This window comes from Burkholderia sp. BCC0506, assembly GCF_902833145.1.
In the GTDB taxonomy this organism is placed as follows: Bacteria; Pseudomonadota; Gammaproteobacteria; order Burkholderiales; family Burkholderiaceae; genus Burkholderia.
Window position 1 is genome coordinate 314,645 of the sequence record NZ_CADFEN010000001.1, and the last position, 16,022, is coordinate 330,666.

The following is a 16,022-nucleotide window of genomic DNA, read 5'->3' on the forward strand; positions in this document are numbered from 1 at the left end:
GCACGGGAGAGGCAGACACGGGGCGGGGGCGCGAGCCGGAGCGCATCGCACTGCGGCGGCGGCCTTCGATACGCGACGCCGCGTCCGGTCACCCCGGATTGCGTCGGCATGTCTCCCGTGTCTCTTCCGTTGCGGTAACCGGCGGACTGTTGAATCTGTCCGTCGAATCTACTGCGTCGCAAGCGCCGAAAGGAAGTGCGGATCCGTGAACGGGACCTTCGAAAATCTGCAACACGCCGGTGCGCGCGGAACGCGTGGCCGCGCAGTCAGCCGTTCGATTGCCCGGCTTCACCGGAGACGAGCGACGGCGGCGCGAACGACGCGAGGAACTCGAACAGCTTGCGCGTCGGCAGCGGGACCGCACCCGCGCGGATACCGACCGACATGACGCGGTCGGCCCACGGCGCGTCGAGGCGAATGAAGCGCAGGCGCATCGGTTCGCGAAACAGCGCGACCGCGCGCTCGGGCAGGATGCCGATGCCTTGCCCTGCCGCGATCAGCCGGCACATGGCTTCGAAGCTCTGCACCTGCACGCGGAAGCGGACCGACTTGCCGAGCAGCGCCGCTTCCCGGACGAGCGAACGCGTGAGTTCCGAGCGGTCGTCGAGCGCGACCAGATCGTGGTCGAGCAACGCGCTGAAGTCGATCGAATCGCCGGTGAGCGGGTAGTCGTCGGGCACGACCACGCTGGCCCGGTCGATGCAGTAAGGGGCGAGGTGGATGCCCTCGGGCGCCGCGCGCGACGTGACGATGCCGACGTCCGCGCGGCCTTCGCGCAGCGCCTGCAGGATGTCGGAACTTCTCAGCTCGCTGATCTGCAGCTTGATGTCGCGATAGCGTTGCGAAAAGGTGCGCAACTGATCGGGAAGATCCTGGCTGATCGCCGAGATGTTCGCGAACACGCGGACGCGGCCGACCGCGCCTTTCGTATAGTCGGACAGCTCGCTGTAGATCGCATCGGTGCGCAGCAGCAGGTCGGTCGCGTGGCGCAACAGCGCTTCGCCGGCGGGCGTGAGCTCGACGCCGGCCACCGTGCGGTTCAGCAGCACCACGCGAAAATGATGCTCGAGCAGCGCGATCCGGCGGCTTGCGGTGGAGAGCGACATGTGGGACTGTTGCGCGGCGCGCGACAGGCTGCCCAGCTCGGAGGCACGGACGAACAGGGCGAGGGACGTGAGATCGAACAAGCGCGGGCTCCGGTTGAAACTGCGGCAAGTATGTCATTCATCGGCGCGCTCCATGGTGTCGGGCAAAGTGGTGCTAACCCTGACGGGCCGCGAATGGTGCGCCGCACACCGCGACGCGGCCTTCACGCCGCGCCGGCCCGTTTCGTGCGAGCGAGCGGCGGCTGGCGTGCGTTTTCCGGTGGCTTGGTGCATTGCACCGTACGATGGCCGGCCGGCGCCTGCGTTCGAGATATTCGAAGTGCCGCTTGAAGGATTTCGCATATCGGGTGGGCGGGGCAGCCGGTAGATTCGAACCGTCCCTGTCGCACACACCTATCTCAACAGCGACTGCGCGCGCGACGACGCAAAGCATCCGCGCGCGGGCCATCCATGAACTTTCGGAGACAAACGTGGAAATCGACGCGACCTGCAACCCGGGCGAGCTCGCCGCCCCGGCATCGGCGCACGACCTTGCACAGGAGGACCGGATCTTTCGTCGGCTCGCCGTGCAGATCCTGCCCATCCTGATGTTCGCGTACGTCACGTCGTACATCGATCGCGTGAACGTCAGCTTCGCCAAACTGCAGATGAGCCAGCACCTGGGGTTCTCCGACGCGGTGTTCGGGTTCGGTGCCGGGATATTCTTTCTCGGTTACGTGATCTTCGAGGTGCCGAGCAACATGCTGCTGGTGCGCGTCGGGCCGCGCCGCTGGATCACCCGGATCGTCGTGTCGTGGGGTGTCGTGTCGGGATTGACGGCGTTCGTGTCCACGCCGATGCAGTTCTACGTGATGCGCTTTCTGCTCGGCGTCGCCGAGGCCGGCTTCATCCCGGCCATCGTGCTCTACATGGCCCGCTCGTTCCCGGGGCGGCGGCGCGCGCGGATCCTGTCGATGTTCTATGCGGCGCTCGCGCTGGCCGGGTTGATCGGATCGCCGTTGACCGGCTTCATCCTGCAGTATTTCGACGGAGCGATGCAGATACCGGGCTGGAAATGGATCTTCATCCTCGAGGCGCTGCCGGCATTCCTGGCCGCTTTCTACGTATGGAAGGGCCTCGACGACGACGTCACGCGCAGCGAGCGCTTCTCGCCCGCGGAGCGCGCGATCCTGGCGCGCGTGCTGGCGGAAGACCGGGCGGCGACCGAGTCGGTTCATCACCGCGGTCTGTTCTCGAACTGGCTCGTATGGGCGTGCTGCGTGATCTACTTTCTCGACGTGTTCGCGATTTACGGCTATACATTCTGGGCGCCGACGATGATCAAGCAGATGGGCATCGGCAGCGATTTCGTCATCGGCTTGCTCGCCGCGCTGCCGAATGCGGTGGCCGTGGTCGTGATGGTCCTGTTCGGACGCAGCGCGGACCGGCGCGGCCGGCAGCGGCTGCACGTCGCCGCGCTGTTGCTGATGGGCGCGACCGGGCTCGGGCTGTCGGTCGTCTGGCACGATCAGCTGTGGCTCGGCATGTTCGCCCTTTGCATCGCGAACGCGGGGCTCATCTCGTTTCCGCCGCTGTTCTGGAGCATGCCGACCGCGGCGCTCGGCGCCGCGTCGGTATCGATGGGCATCGCGGTGATCAGCTCGTTCGGCAACCTCGGCGGCTTCTTCGGGCCCTATGCGGTCGGCTACCTGAAGCAGGCGTCCGGCAGTCTCGCCACGCCGCTGTTCGTGATGGTCGGGTGCCTGTTGCTGGGTCTCGTCCTCACGATGCTGCTGCCGGCGCGGCTGGTGGAGCGGTAACGAAAGTCCAATTCGCCGCGGACGCTGCGCCGCGGCGCCATCTTTTGACGGGAACGACATGAAACAGCAGATTGGCCTGATCGGCGTGGGGTTGATGGGGCATGGGATTGCGCGCAACGTGCTGAAGCACGGCTATCCGCTCACGGTCGTCGAGCATCCGGGCAACCAGCCGCTCGACGAACTGCTGCGCGGCGGCGTACGGACCGTGCGGACCGCGCGCGAACTGGCCGCGCAAGCGGACGTCGTCATTCTCTGCGTGACGGGGTCCCCCGAAGTGGAGGCGGTGCTCACCGGTGAAGACGGCGTGTTGGCCGGGTTGAAGGACAACGCGATCGTCGTCGATTGTTCGACTGCCGTTCCCGAGTCGACCGTCAGAATGGCGCGGCTCGTCGAAGCGGCAGGGGGGCGCTTCGTCGACGCGCCGATGACGCGCGGCGCCAGGGAGGCGCACGAGGGCCGGCTGAACCTGCTGGTCGGTGCGACGCCGGAGTTGTTCGCGGAGATCGGGCCGGTGCTCGCATGCTTCGCGGAAAACATCACGCGCGTCGGCGATGTCGGGGCGGGCCACAGCATGAAGCTGCTGCACAACTATGTTTCGCTCGGGACCATCGCGCTGCTGTCGGAAGCCGTCGCGTGCGCGAAGCGCTCGGGCGTGGACGTCGCGGTGCTCGCCGACGTGCTCGCCAACGGCGGTGGCGGCGGCGCCGCGCTGAACCGGCTGCGTCCGTTCCTGGAGACGGGCGACACGTCCGCGCTGCCGTTCCATATGGCGAATGCGCTGAAGGACCTGTCGTACTACTCGGCGATGGCCGAAGGCGTCGACGCGGCTCATGCGATCGCGGCGGCTGTCACGGAGACGTACCGCGACGCCGTTGCGGGCGCGGGGGCGCATTGTCCGGTGCTGAAGTTGTCGGATGTACTGATGGTGGGGGCTACGCGGGACGAGGGTACGGCGCGTTGATGGGGCGGGCGGTCGCGCGTGCGGGGCAGGATCGACGTCGAGAGGGGCAGCACGCTCAGCGCATGATGATCCCGCCGCCCACAGAAATCGACTGACCGGTCACACCGCCGAATGCCGAGCTGCATACCCTCGGTCCGAAGTTGTCGGCCGTGCGGCGCCGGGTGGTGGATGGTGGTTTCCGGCCACTTCCGGATATCGACCGTGGCTGGTAGTGAGCCATTCGAAAGGCAAGATGTCATTTGGGAGCGGCCACTCGTCAGCCATTTTGCGGTCCACGTCAGAGCACGCGCTGCGATGGCTCAGAACATCGGGTGACCCCGAATTTGAATAGCAATTTCGCGTTCAGGCCGTGTTCCATCGTCAAGCGTGCGACTGACACGCCTGGCTCGGAAGCCAGCGTTGCCAGTCGCGGCAGAACGGCGACTCCGCTTACAGGGATTGCTCACTATTTTCCGAAAAGATTCTCGGCATATCATGCATATGCGGCGAATCATGCCGCTGCCTGACCGAGATCCATGAGCAGAAACACCACTGTTGCATCCAACATTCAAGCCGGGGGACCCAATCATGCCTACGCCTGCAGAGAAACAAATTAAAGCGCAAATCGATTTGCTCTTGGACTTAAAACTGGTTGGCATGGACCCTGTCGACAAGTCGAATTTGCAAAGCCGTATCGAGCGAATCCAAACGCAATATGAGTTGGCAGTGGAAAAGGGAAAAACCTCCGCTCGCTACAAAGACCTCAGCGACTCCATCGCAAAGAACCTCCCGGCTCTCGTGAATGGCATTTACGCAGCCGACAAGGCGTTCAAGAAGGGCGACTATATCTCGGCCTCCGCGTCGATGATGAGCATCTGCGCGAGCGTACTCCCGATTTTGACCGCAGCGACGGCAACGAGCGGGCCCGTCGGTGTATTGATCGGCGCACTGCTCTCGGTTGTGGCGCAGATTCTCAGTTTTTTCGCGCCGCAGCAGCCCTCGCTTGAAAGCAAGATCCAGAAGATGCTGGATCAGCTCAAGACCGACGAGGAGATCGACTCGATCAAGGGTTTCGGCCACAGCATCAGCAGCTACGCATCGTCGTTGCGTTGGAAATGCTCGGGTGAGAAGACGTGGATGGCGGCAGTCGCGCTCCCCGGTACGGTTTCCCTCACAAAAGGTTCAGCAAATGTCGTCGGAACCGGTACGAAGTTCAGCACGACCGCCGAGGTCGGTCAGTGGCTCACATTCGATTCCGACGCGCCGACAAAACCCTACCAGATCGAGAAGATCGACAGCGATACGAGTTTGACGCTGGCAACGAAATATGACGAAAAGTCGCTGTCGGCCGGCACATATCAGTACCGGCGTCAGAAGATCGTGAAAAGAAGCATCGACGAAATTCTGGGCATGCCCCTCACGAACGAGACCGAAGCGGACGCTTTCATGACGGAGTTGATCGCGCTCGATTGGGGACTTGGGAGGGATCAGGCGAAACTCGATTCCCCGGTTTTCTTGAACTGGAAAGTGGCGGCATATCTCCAGAAGCCGTCGAATCAGAGCAAGGAAGGATGGCCTGAAGTCCTCGGCCTGTGGTGCCAGACTTATATCGAATTGCTGACAGCAAACACGATGCTCAGTTGCATGATCAGTCGAGAAAAACTGGAGGCGGTGTTGGCCGCTACCCGAGAGGAGAACACGACAAGCCCTCTTTCCAAGGGGGTTCGGCGTCGGTGCCATGAAGCCGTGCTTTATCTTGGGGCACTCGTGAAAGCACTTCCCATTTCGTGGGAAGGGGATAAAAGGGAAATGCTCAAGATCCTGACAGCCGTACGGCCTGTTGCGCGTGAGCGTGGACTCTACCTGCGCGTCGGACGTCGCGGGACCGGTCTTGGACTGTATGTCGCCCGGGGTAATGGCAGAGCCGCCCCTTTCGCGTGGGACTATAAGAGTAACACCGGTTGGCTTGGTAGCCTCTCCATCCACACTCCCAAGGCCCAGATTGACTCGTTCACCCCCAAATATGAACTTCTGGCGACAGAAAAAGGTCCGTCCCGTGTTTCGCACTTTCTTCTCGATTCTGTTAGTGGCAACCTGTCCGACACCGGCCCCGTGATCGGCGACGATCTCCGGGATGGGAGGAACCCGGAGACGTACCTCGACGTCAGCGGACTTGCGTTCAACGATGGCACATTCGGTGTTGAAGGCAGCACGCACCCCAAGACGCTCGTTTCACTTGCGATCGAGAACAGGATGAACGATGCGCGCTATGTGAATTACTACACGATCGGGAAAGACGGGAAGGCCACCCGGGTGAACGTCCGGCATGGTCTGGCCAACCTGGCGGAAATTCGCTCCGTGTATGCTCCCGCGAGTGCTTTATCGGATGACCCGGACGGCGATGCCTTGACCGGCGACAACCAGCCCAAACCGAACTCGGTGCTCACGTATGGCGGGATTCGCAACAAAAATCAGTTGTACGTGACGGAAGAGAGTGAGGCGTCCACCGTTGAAGGTCCAGAAGGCTGGAAGAGCTACAACGCGATCGAGGTCGATGCTCACTATGTGTGGCTATTCGGAAAGGGAGGCATCGCGTGCGCGACGCATGCCTCGATGCTCAAATGCCGAAGAGGCAAGATCGCGCGTCCGTCGTGGATTCATCACGATTTCGACACGCAGTTCAATCGCCCCGAGGTCGCCAATTTATACCCGTGTGCGGACGGGACGCTGCTTGTGGCCATGCTGGGCAATATCTACACGGCCGACTACAGTATCGATCGCAAGGCGTCGCGGGTTGTCACCAGTTCGTGGGTGAAACGGGGCGGCGATGCAACCCAGGTCGTGAAGATGCCAATTCCTTGCTGGTCGATATTGGAGCAATTGAATGCGTGTTTGCTCGAAGAGTAGCCATCGCGGAATCCAGGGCTCGTCGTCGCGCGATGACGAGCCCGAATTAAGGCCGCCTCCGGACACGCCTGGGGGGCCCGCTCATGAGCTTGCGCGGCTTTGGCGGGCGACCGTCAACTGAAGCAAGAATGGGGCGGCTCTGCTCGCTCCGAGCCGCTCACGCAGGCATTTTGGGTTTTACCGAACGATCGCATGCGACTAAGCGAGTGCCCCGTGGATGGCGCCGCTTTCGCAGTTACTCAGTCGGCTAGGGATGTGGTGGCCGCTGCAGATAGAGGGATGATCGTTGTACCGCTCAACACGGTCGCACAGATAGCGCCGGGTTCTACGTCTCTTGTGGGTTGCGGATTCAACCCGCAGTCGACAGCTGACGATCCGAAAGGCCGCGAGCATAGGTGCGCGCAGGTTTGCGTACTACACCCGTCGAATAGGGAGCGGGTGCTGCTGCTTCACCAGATGGGTACTTCCATGATCGCAGCATTCTTGCCGAGTATCAGGTCCGGCTAATCCATTTTGCGGCGGCTACAAGAAACGCGCTGAACACCCATGCCGCGTTCTCCCACCGATTTCCCGCCACAACTCACCGAACATCCGTCGCCGATGCCGTAACCGTCGCCGCGCCCAACGTCGCGCCACCGATCTTCGGCAACCACGCAAACGCGATCGTGACCAGCGTGACGCCGACGACGAGCATCGGCACCACCATCGGCCATGCGCCCGCTTGATAGCGCGGCTCGGTGAAAACCGCCGCCGTCTGCCCCACGCCGAACGCGAAGAACATCATGACGAAGCCGGACCACGATACCGCGCGGCCGGCCAGATGAGGCAAGCCGCTGACCGCGCCTGCCTGCCCGCATGGCTGATGAATCCCGTGCCCGAGGCAATACACGCCATGTCCGACGAGCAGCGGCCAGATGCTGCCGGGAAGCAGCGCACAGCCCAATGCCTGGATCACCGCACCGGAAAGGCTCAACGTCGCGCCCTGGCGCACCGTTCGCAGCATGCTTTGACGTCGCAGCAACTGCCGGCAGCCAAAGGTACTCAGGACATAGACGAGCGTACCGCTCGCCGGTATCCAGCCGTATCGCTGGGGCGAGATGCCGAGATTGCGGATGTAGATCGTCGGAGAAAGCAGCAGAAAACAGAACATGCCGGTGTACGTCGACGCGGCCAGCAGCGTCCATATCCTGAACGGGGCATTGCCGAATATCTCGCGCACGTCCGCGGTCGAGTTCCGGCGCGGCGCGATACTGGCGACGCTTTCCTCGAAGCCGTACCAGCACATGACGAGCAAGCCGAACGCATAGAGGCTCATCCCCGCGAGTACCCATCGCCAGCCGGCGTGCTGCGTGACATACGCACCGAGAATCGGCGCGAGGAACGCCATCATCCCCATTCCCATGAAACCGCGCGCCATCACGTACGGGCCATCGCCCGCCGAGTACCGGTCGCGTACCGTCGCACGTGCGCAGACCAGGATCGCGGCCATGGCAAAGCCCTGCATCGCACGCGCGGCCACCAGCATCGCGGCAGTTGAAGCGAGCGCCGCTGCCAATGCGCTCAGCGCATAGAGCGCCAGGCCGGTCAGCAAGACGGGACGACGGCCGATTCGGTCGGACAGACTGCCCATCGGCAATTGTCCGATACCGAATATCAGTGCGAAAACGGTGAGGCTGACGCTGGCGGAGCCCAGCGTCGCGGCGATTTCAGGCAGCGCCGGCAGGTAACTGTCGGTCGCCACCGGCTGGGCCGCCAGCAGCAGCGGCAACATGAGCGCGAAGTTCAGGCGAGCGGGGCGCGTGGTGTCCGGCATGACGGTGTTCGGCACGGTATCGGGCGTGGGGTGAAGACAGCGGCAATGCAAGGTCGCTCGACGCAGCGCGTTCGTACGGATGCGCCGCGTCTACCCGGTCGCGCCTGCTGACCCGGCTGTGATCGACGCCGCGGCGCATCGGACGCGCCCGTATGCCGATCCATCGCGTGTTCAGTCGAACGGCACGGCCAGCCGGTCGATCACCGAACTGGTCTCGGGGCGCACGCCGCGCCACCATGCGAACGCCTCGGCCGCCTGCTCGACGAGCATGCCGACGCCGTCGGCGATCCCGTGCACGCCGGCGTTTTTCGCGAGCCGGAGAAAGGGCGTGAGACGCTTGCCATACGCGAGTTCGTAGGCGGTTCCCTTCGGACTGAACACGCTCGGCGGGACCGGCGGCAGGTCGCCGGTCAGGCTGGCCGACGTTGCATTGACGACCAGGTCGAAGCGTCCCATCCGCGCGAGATCCGCGTAGCTGCCGGCCACGAGCGGGCCGCGCCCGGCGACCTGTGCGGCCAGCGCGCGCGCCTTGTCGACGTCGCGATTCGCGATCACGAGTTCCGCCGGGCCGGCTTCGAGGAACGGCAGCAGCGCGCCGCGCGCCGCGCCGCCCGCCCCGAGCACCAGCACACGCTTGCCGGCCATCGGAAGGTTGAGGTTCGCTTCGATGTCGCGAACCAGCCCGATTCCGTCGAAGTTGTCCGCCAGGATGCGGCCGCCGTCGAACTTGAGCGCGTTGGCCGCGCCCGCGAGCTGCGCCCGCTCGCTGCGTTCGTCCGACATCGCGAACGCGTCGAGCTTGAACGGCGCGGTCACGTTGATGCCCTTGCCGCCGTCGTCGAAAAACGCACGCACCGCGGCAGCAAAGGCGCCTGCCGGTTCGAGCGGACCCTCGATCGCCGTATAGCGGAGGTCCTGCTTCGTCGCCTGCGCGAAGAGGCCGTGAATTAGCGGGGATTTCGTGTGTCCGATCGGATTGCCGATCACCGCGTACTGGTCGGTCATGATTGGCTCGCTTTCGAATAGAGGACGCCGTCGGCCTGCATCGCGTCGATTTCGGCCGCATCGAACCCGAGGGAGCGCGCGACTTCCGCGTTGTGCTGGCCGAGATCGGGCGCGACGTCGCGAATCGTCGTATCGCAATCGGAAAACCGGAACGGCAGGTTGGGCAGGCGCAGCGTCCCGTAGCGCGGATGCTGCTGCTCGACGACCATGCCCCGGGCCTGGATCTGCGGATCGTTCAATACCTCGTCGATGCGCTGCACCTTCGCGCAGGGCACGTCGATGCCGTCCAGCAGATCCAGTACCGACGCGACGGAACGCGCGGCCACCCACGGCTCGACCACCGACAGAATCTCCGCGCGGTGCGCGTTGCGCCCGGTGCTGTCGTGAAACCGTGTGTCCGCGCCGAAACCGGCCGGGCCACCGTGCGTCGCGATCAGCTCGGCGAAGCGCTTCCACGCGTCGTCGACCTGCGCGGCGATCACGAGATCGCCGTCCGCGGCACGGAACACGCCGTAGAGTGTCGAGGTGGGCATGTCGTGGCCGGTCTGTTCGGGCAGCACGCCCTTGAGCGTGTAGCACTGCACCGCGTATTCGTGCATCGACACCAGCGTGTCGTACAGCGCCATGTCGACGTGTTGCCCGCGGCCGCTCTTCACGCGCCCCAGCAACGCGGCGTTGATGGCCGCGACCGCATGAATGCCGGTGTACATGTCGCCGAGCGAAATGCGCAGCAGCGGCGGGCGCTCGCCGGGCGTGCCGACCATCTGCATGATCCCGCTCTTCGCTTCGGCGATCAGCCCGAAGCCCGCGCGATGCGCATCGGGACCGGTGTGGCCGTACGCCGAAATCGAGCAGTAGACGAGGCCCGGATTGCGCGCCGACAGTTCGGCATAGCCGAGCCCGAGCTTGTCCAGCGCGCCGGGCCGATAGTTCTCGATGAAGACGTCGGCGGAGTCGCACAGCCGCTGCATGAACGCCTTGCCGCGCGCGTCCTTCATGTTCACGCTCACGCCGCGCTTGCCCATGTTGAGCTGCAGGAAATAGCCGCTTTGCTGGTCGTCGAGCACGGTCGCGTGCTGGCGTCCGGCGTCGCCGGCGCCGGGACGCTCGACCTTGATCACTTCCGCGCCGAGCGCCGCGAGACAGCGCCCGACATACGGGCCGGCGAGGAAATGGCTGTAGTCGACGACGCGAATGCCTTCGAGGGGACGAGCCTGCATCACAGTGCCTCCGGACGGCGCGGCACCATCAGACGATGTTCGCCGCGTTGAACGACCTGCCCGTCCTGATTGATCAGCTCCGACGGCAGCACGACGATGCCCCAGTCCGGACGGCTCTTGCTGGCGCGCATCGAACCGACGCGGAACGTCACGTGCAGCACGTCGCCGACCTTGATCGGCAACAGAAAATCCCAGGTCCAGCCGAGCGACATGCCCGGCAGGAAGCGATAGTCGCTCTGGGTTTTCAGGCCGTCGGCAACGGACAGGCCGAACAATCCGTGCGCGACGAGGCAGCCGAAGTGGCTGGCGTTCGCGTATTCCTCGTCCACGTGAACGGGCGTATGGTCGCCGGTGAGGTCGGCATACGCGAGAATGCGCTCCTTGGTCACGACGTAGCTCGGGCTCGTGCACGTGTCGCCTTCGCGGGCGTCGTCCCAGTATTTCTCGACGATCGTCATGGTCATGCCTCCGCACGCGGGTTGATCGCCAGCGCCTGCGCGACGCAGGAAGCCGGCCGGGCCTGGATCAGTTCGACGGCGAGCCCGTCGGGCAGCCGGATCCAGTTGCGCCCCTGCGGCATCTCGGTCACGTCGAAGCGCCGCGCGGCGGCCAGCGCGGCCTCCAGGTCTTCGCACATCACGCCGAGGTGGGCGAGCCGGCCCTCCGGGCCGTCGTGTTCCGGCGCGTGGATGAACTGCAGGCCGCCGAGCGTCCAGTACTGCCGTGGTGCGTCGAGCGTGCCGTCCACTTCGCGCAGCGTCATGCCGAGGACTTCCTCGAAGAAACGGATGTGCCAGTGGATGTCCTTCACCCAGATCGCGACGTGTTCGAGATAGGCTTTCGTGGCGTTCATGCTGCGGCCTCCTCGCGCTGGCGATCGGCCATCGCGCGCTCCAGCCCCTTGATGCAGGCGACGAGCGTGGTGTTGACCGGGGTCGGCACGCCGTAGCGTTGCCCGGCGCGCACGACCGAACCGTTGATGAAGTCGATCTCGGTGATCGAGCCTTTCTCCAGGCTTTGCAGCATCGACGTCTTGAAGGCTGCCGGCAGCCCCTCGGCGGCGAGCGTCCATGCCTGCTCGGGATCGGTCATCGACAGCTTGACACCGGCCGCCCGCGCCGCCGCGATCGCCTCGGCCACGGCCGCGAGCGAGGTCGCCTTCAGCAGCGGCTCGTCGTAGAGCTGCCCGTAGGTGAGGCCGGTGAGGCCCGTCAGCGCGCCGGTCGCGACGTTCACGAGCAGCTTGTCCCACATCGTGCCGACGATGTTGTCGCTGATCGTCGTCGCGAGGCCGGCGGCATCGAACGCCGCGGCGATCGCCTGGATACGCGGCGTGATGCGGCCGTCGAGTTCGCCGATGTAGGTGTTTTTGCCGATCACGCCGGCTTCGATATGACCCGGCCCGCGCCGTACGCCGCCGACGTAGGTCTTACCCGCGAGCACGCGCTCGCGGCCGACGGCGTCGATGAGGATGTCTTCATGGCCGAGGCCGTTCTGCAGCGACAGCACGACGGTATCCGGGCCCATCAGCGACAGGGCGCCGCGGATCGCGGCATCGGTGTGGAACGACTTGACGAGCACCACCACGAGGTCGGCCGCGCCGACTTCGGCGGCGTTGGCCGTCGCATGGACGCGCACCTGCCGCGTGCCGCTGGCATCGTCGACCCGCAGGCCGTCGCGACGCATCGCATCGACGTGCGCGGGCGAGCGACCGATCAGCCAGGTCTCGTGACCGCCTTCGGTGAGGGTGGCGCCGATCGCACAGCCCAGTGCACCGGCGCCCAGAATCGCGATTTTCAATGGTGTCTCCTTGACGTATGGCCTCACGATAGGTGCTGTCGCTCATGCCGGCAATGCAATGGATACAATGACGTCATTGCCATGGACAATAATGCGACGATGCCCGCCGATCTGCCCGACCTGAAGCTGCTCCAGCTGTTCGATCTCCTGTACGACGTGCGCAGCGTGACGCGCGTCGCCGAACAACTCGGCCAGAGCCAGCCGACCGTCAGCATCTGGCTCGGGCACTTGCGGGAATACCTGCACGATCCGCTCTTCATCCGCACACCCGGCGGCATGGCGCCGACGCCGCAAGCCGACGCGCTGATCGGGCCTTGCCGGGAAATCCTCGAATCCTTGCGGCGCTTCACTGCGTGGGAAATCGCATTCGATCCCGCGACGGCTCAGCGGCGCTTTCGCATCTGCATGACCGACGCGAGCCACATCACGCTGCTGCCGCGGCTGCTGGCCCATGTCCGTGCGCAGGCGCCCGGCGTGCGGCTGGAAGCCGCACGGATCGACGGCAATACGGAGCGCGCGCTCGAATCCGGCGAAGCCGATCTCGCGATCGGCTATGTGCCGTGGCTGGGCGGCAGCATTTACCAGCAGAAGCTGTACGACCAGGACTGGATTTGTCTGGTGAACCGGCATCACCCGCGGATTCGCGGTCGCCTCGGCGTCAAGCGGTATCGTTCCGAAGGACATGTCGCCATTACGGCGGGAACGGGGGCGCAACTCCTCGAGCAGGCGCTGCGGCAGGCGCGCATCGAGCGGGACGTGGTGCTGGAATTGCCGGGTTTTCTGGGCCTGGGGGCGATCGTGCAGACGACCGACCTGATCACGACGCTACCGCGTCATATCGGCGAGACGCTGGCCCAGGCCAGCGAGCTGGCGGTGCATGCATGCCCGATTCCCGTCGAAGGCTTCGCGGTGCGGCAGCATTGGCATGCACGCTATCACCACGAGGCCGGCAACCGATGGCTGCGCGGCGTCGTGATTCGACTGTTCGGCGCTTCGCCTTGAACGGCGGCTTCGGCGGTCGCGATGGAGGCCGGTGGTTGTGCGGTTGCGGTGCGTCGAGTTCGGTTCCGGTCGAGCCTGCAATCCGATCATCGATAGACGATCTGCGCGGCGAGGTCATGCTTGATCGACCTGGCCATGCTTCGGAATTCGGGGTACTCGTCCGGTTGCAGATACGGCCGCGGCGAATTCAGCTCGAGCGTCCGGGTCACGCTGACGGTGCTGCCTTCGATTGCATAGGATGACGTATAAGTGCCGAGCGGCGAATTCACCGTGACGGGCTTCGGAAGGCTCAACACCTTCAGCGAGGGTGGCAACTGCAGTTTCGTGATTTCGCTGAAGCGCCCGGCTTTGAACAGCAGCGGGGTTTTTCGTCTGGCCGAACCCGCCCCGTCAAAGGCACTGGCAATCGTGTCGAAGCCGCCGAGTCCTCGTGGGACGCGCATCGCGCCGGGGCCGGGGAGCGGGGTGTAGTCCGGTAGTTCGAATACACCGGAGAACGAAAACGCAGTGCGCAGATCGTCGACGTCGCCGTGACGGTAGCGGCCGGTGCCCTCCGATCCGGTCGCGGTGAGGAACGCCTGCGCAAACAACGGTTCGACACTTGCCGGCATCCGGGCGAACACCGAGCGGGCGCTCCAGTCGTATTCGCCGCGGTTTTCGACTTTGCTGCTGCCGCGAACTGTGCCGAGTGGGTCGAGCGTGGTGTGCGTGGTGACCGTCACCGTATCGGCGTCCGAGTGTGCAACGGGAAGGACGACCAAGCGAGACGGCGCATCGCCGATGCCCGTCAGCAGCGCCTGCTTGCCTTCCTCGTTGAAGGGAAGGGTACCGAAGCGGGCCGTGCCTGCCGTCGAGTCGAGGTAGACGTCGAATTCGGGAACGTAGGTAATCGCGTGATTGAATACGGCCAGCGGACTGGCGGCCGAAGGCAGCCAATAGCGAGTGTCCGCATTCACGAGTACCGTGCTGCTCGCGATCCCTTTTGCTGCCAGCAGCGCCTGCAGCAGCGTCGTATGGTCCTTGCAGTCGCCATAGCGTGCGTGCAACACGTCTTGCGCGGTGTGCGGGACGACGCCGCCGAAACCGAGAAACACGGCAACATAGCGGATGTTTCGGCTCACCCATTGATACAGGGCATCGGTTTGATCGCGCCGGTTGGCGATGTCCTTCGTGACGGAATCGGCCAGCGCTTGTACGTCGGGCGTAACCGTCGCCTGTGCCAGCGCACGGGCAGCGTATGCTTGTCCGAGCGCCGCGTAATCCGGAAATGTCGTGATCGCGAGTCGCGGGCTGCGATCGTCGATACTCGGCCCATTCGCTTCGAACGGTTGCGCAGGCGCATCCTTGATTGTCCAGCGCCAGGTTTGCCGGCCATCGACATCGGCGGCAACCTGTCCACCCTGCATGTCGACGACGTCCGCGTGCAGCGTCATCGACGCGGGCGCATTGATCGTGATGCTGGCGTTCCGGATCGGCTTGTTGTTCGGAAACGTGTCGTCGGCGGAGAACTGCCCGGGGAACAGCGGCATAACCTGCGTCTCGCGCGTGCGCATGGTCACGGTCGCGCCGGGCTCGACGCCCGGAAAGACGATCGTCTTGACGAGGTTGTCGTCGAAGCTGGGGGCGTGGACGCTCGACGCGCTTTGACGCGTGAAGATCGCATTGGCAGGAACGTCGATCCGCACGCCGTCGCGCGTGGTGGTGTAGGCTTCGAGCACCTCGAACTTCTGCAACTCGCGGCTATATCGATAGGAAACCTGACCATACGATCTGACGCCCTGTTCCGTCTCCATGCGGATCGACCTGGCCTGTTCATGGATCGACGAGCCGTCGGGATTCACGGTGTAGACGCTGTCGTCGGACAAGACGGTGATGGCGGGAGAGAAGTCGGCGGAATACGCAACCGTTGCATGCGTTGCGATTGCCGCCACGGCGACGTGTACCCGGATCATGCGGCCGATTGAAATGGATCGACGGTCTCGCGGAATCTGCATGTGGACGGCCCTCTCGATTTCTTGTTTTCCTCCGGCGAGGAGGACGCAAGAAGCTACCACGACGAAGAGGATGCCGCTACGGCTTGCGCTGCGAATTCGGCGTTGATTTGCGTGTGGTGTTTGCGTCGACAGGTTCTTGTCAGCTGATTGCCGGGCCGCTCGTAAACGATTCGTATCCTGGCGCGGCTGGACGCGCGCACGCAATGTCGACGCTCGCGAATGGCTGACGACTCCGCCGATGCGAAGCCGCGCCAATCGGGCGTAGCGGGGGAGGACGGCTACCGGCCGGGCCATCCAATTGCCTGCGCGCGATCGAGCGAGGACCGCACGACGCGGCGATGAAAAGGTGCGATGACGCCGAGATAAACGCGGCCCAACGGGCGATTGTAGAAAACGAGCGTGGTGAGTGTCAGCGCGCTGCGCACGGCACGGCTCG

General features: G+C 64.4%; 12 protein-coding genes and 1 pseudogene. 4 read left to right on the top strand and 9 right to left on the bottom strand.

The window, feature by feature from the left end; genetic code table 11:
- Positions 1-266: 266 nt before the first annotated feature.
- Positions 267-1,187 (bottom strand): LysR family transcriptional regulator, encoded by a 921-nt coding sequence (locus tag HWX62_RS01310; RefSeq protein ID WP_175930802.1) that lies wholly within the window; start codon positions 1,185-1,187, stop codon positions 267-269.
- A 389-nt stretch (positions 1,188-1,576) separates the two neighbouring features.
- Between HWX62_RS01310 and HWX62_RS01315 the strand changes: the two genes are divergently transcribed.
- The 3 genes from HWX62_RS01315 (at position 1,577) to HWX62_RS01325 (ending at position 6,752) form a co-directional block, all read left to right on the top strand.
- Positions 1,577-2,905 (top strand): MFS transporter, encoded by a 1,329-nt coding sequence (locus tag HWX62_RS01315; RefSeq protein WP_175930801.1) that lies wholly within the window; start codon positions 1,577-1,579, stop codon positions 2,903-2,905.
- Positions 2,906-2,915: 10 nt separating this feature from the next.
- Entirely contained in the window at positions 2,916-3,866 is a 951-nt protein-coding gene (locus HWX62_RS01320) for an NAD(P)-dependent oxidoreductase (RefSeq protein WP_279610456.1), read from the top strand.
- Between the two features lie 567 nt (positions 3,867-4,433).
- Entirely contained in the window at positions 4,434-6,752 is a 2,319-nt protein-coding gene (locus HWX62_RS01325) for a hypothetical protein (RefSeq protein WP_175930799.1), read from the top strand.
- A 580-nt stretch (positions 6,753-7,332) separates the two neighbouring features.
- Here the strand turns inward: HWX62_RS01325 and HWX62_RS01330 are convergent.
- From HWX62_RS01330 to HWX62_RS01355, 6 genes are all read right to left on the bottom strand, one after another.
- Positions 7,333-8,565, bottom strand: coding sequence for an MFS transporter (locus HWX62_RS01330; RefSeq protein ID WP_175930798.1), 1,233 nt, complete (start codon positions 8,563-8,565; stop codon positions 7,333-7,335).
- A 171-nt stretch (positions 8,566-8,736) separates the two neighbouring features.
- Entirely contained in the window at positions 8,737-9,570 is an 834-nt protein-coding gene (gene aroE, locus HWX62_RS01335) for a shikimate dehydrogenase (protein WP_175930797.1), read from the bottom strand.
- Positions 9,567-10,790 (bottom strand): CoA transferase, encoded by a 1,224-nt coding sequence (locus HWX62_RS01340; RefSeq protein ID WP_175930796.1) that lies wholly within the window; start codon positions 10,788-10,790, stop codon positions 9,567-9,569. Before HWX62_RS01340 ends, aroE begins: the two co-directional genes overlap by 4 nt.
- A complete protein-coding gene (locus HWX62_RS01345; RefSeq protein WP_175930861.1) occupies positions 10,790-11,248 on the bottom strand; it encodes a MaoC family dehydratase in 459 nt (152 codons plus the stop codon). Before HWX62_RS01345 ends, HWX62_RS01340 begins: the two co-directional genes overlap by 1 nt.
- A 2-nt stretch (positions 11,249-11,250) precedes the next feature.
- Entirely contained in the window at positions 11,251-11,643 is a 393-nt protein-coding gene (locus HWX62_RS01350) for a VOC family protein (protein WP_175930795.1), read from the bottom strand.
- Positions 11,640-12,590, bottom strand: a complete 951-nt coding sequence (locus HWX62_RS01355; RefSeq protein WP_175930794.1) for a 2-dehydropantoate 2-reductase — start codon at positions 12,588-12,590, stop codon at positions 11,640-11,642. Before HWX62_RS01355 ends, HWX62_RS01350 begins: the two co-directional genes overlap by 4 nt.
- An 81-nt stretch (positions 12,591-12,671) precedes the next feature.
- On the opposite strand from HWX62_RS01355, the gene HWX62_RS01360 reads away from it, so the two are divergent.
- Positions 12,672-13,592: a LysR family transcriptional regulator gene (locus tag HWX62_RS01360; protein ID WP_175930793.1), complete on the top strand. Its 921-nt coding sequence runs from the start codon at positions 12,672-12,674 to the stop codon at positions 13,590-13,592.
- 86 nt (positions 13,593-13,678) lie between these two features.
- Here the strand turns inward: HWX62_RS01360 and HWX62_RS01365 are convergent, their stop codons facing one another.
- Together HWX62_RS01365 and HWX62_RS01370 are read right to left on the bottom strand one after the other, a co-directional pair.
- Positions 13,679-15,880 (bottom strand): DUF3857 domain-containing protein, encoded by a 2,202-nt coding sequence (locus HWX62_RS01365; RefSeq protein WP_175985066.1) that lies wholly within the window; start codon positions 15,878-15,880, stop codon positions 13,679-13,681.
- Positions 15,865-15,999, bottom strand: a pseudogene (locus HWX62_RS01370) (DUF2867 domain-containing protein); the annotation flags it as partial. The gene HWX62_RS01365 and the pseudogene HWX62_RS01370, both read right to left, overlap by 16 nt.
- Positions 16,000-16,022 lie beyond the last annotated feature (23 nt).

What these genes read in the sequence shown, in the direction of transcription:
- HWX62_RS01325 (WP_175930799.1), top strand. Translation starts at nt 4,434, where the DNA reads ATGCCTACGCCTGCAGAGAAACAAATTAAAGCGCAAATCGATTTGCTC.
- aroE (WP_175930797.1), bottom strand. Translation starts at nt 9,570, where the DNA reads ATGACCGACCAGTACGCGGTGATCGGCAATCCGATCGGACACACGAAA.
- HWX62_RS01365 (WP_175985066.1), bottom strand. Translation starts at nt 15,880, where the DNA reads ATGGCCCGGCCGGTAGCCGTCCTCCCCCGCTACGCCCGATTGGCGCGG.
- HWX62_RS01350 (WP_175930795.1), bottom strand. Translation starts at nt 11,643, where the DNA reads ATGAACGCCACGAAAGCCTATCTCGAACACGTCGCGATCTGGGTGAAG.
- HWX62_RS01345 (WP_175930861.1), bottom strand. Translation starts at nt 11,248, where the DNA reads ATGACGATCGTCGAGAAATACTGGGACGACGCCCGCGAAGGCGACACG.
- HWX62_RS01340 (WP_175930796.1), bottom strand. Translation starts at nt 10,790, where the DNA reads ATGCAGGCTCGTCCCCTCGAAGGCATTCGCGTCGTCGACTACAGCCAT.
- HWX62_RS01360 (WP_175930793.1), top strand. Translation starts at nt 12,672, where the DNA reads ATGGACAATAATGCGACGATGCCCGCCGATCTGCCCGACCTGAAGCTG.
- HWX62_RS01330 (WP_175930798.1), bottom strand. Translation starts at nt 8,565, where the DNA reads ATGCCGGACACCACGCGCCCCGCTCGCCTGAACTTCGCGCTCATGTTG.